Source organism: Scandinavium hiltneri, from assembly GCF_024764835.1.
Lineage (GTDB): Bacteria > Pseudomonadota > Gammaproteobacteria > Enterobacterales > Enterobacteriaceae > Scandinavium > Scandinavium hiltneri.
Genome location: NZ_JALIGE010000011.1, coordinates 1 through 266 on the forward strand (window position 1 = coordinate 1; position 266 = coordinate 266).

At 53.8% G+C, this 266-nt stretch carries 1 rRNA gene; it reads right to left on the bottom strand.

Annotation, left to right across the window (positions count from 1 at the left end):
• Positions 1 to 266: ribosomal RNA gene (locus MUU47_RS00040) — 23S ribosomal RNA — on the bottom strand; the annotation flags it as partial.

Consider the following 266-nt stretch of genomic DNA (forward strand, 5'->3'; position numbering starts at 1 on the left):
TCCTGGAAGTGCGGCATTTGTTACTTCAGCACCGTAGTGCCTCGTCATCACACCTCAGCGTTAATGAAAGTCCGGATTTACCTAAACTCTCCGCCTACATGCTTAAACCGGGACAACCGTCGCCCGGCTAACATAGCCCTCTCCGTCCCCCCTTCGCAGTAACACCAAGTACAGGAATATTAACCTGTTTCCCATCGACTACGCCTTTCGGCCTCGCCTTAGGGGTCGACTCACCCTGCCCCGATTAACGTTGGACAGGAACCCTT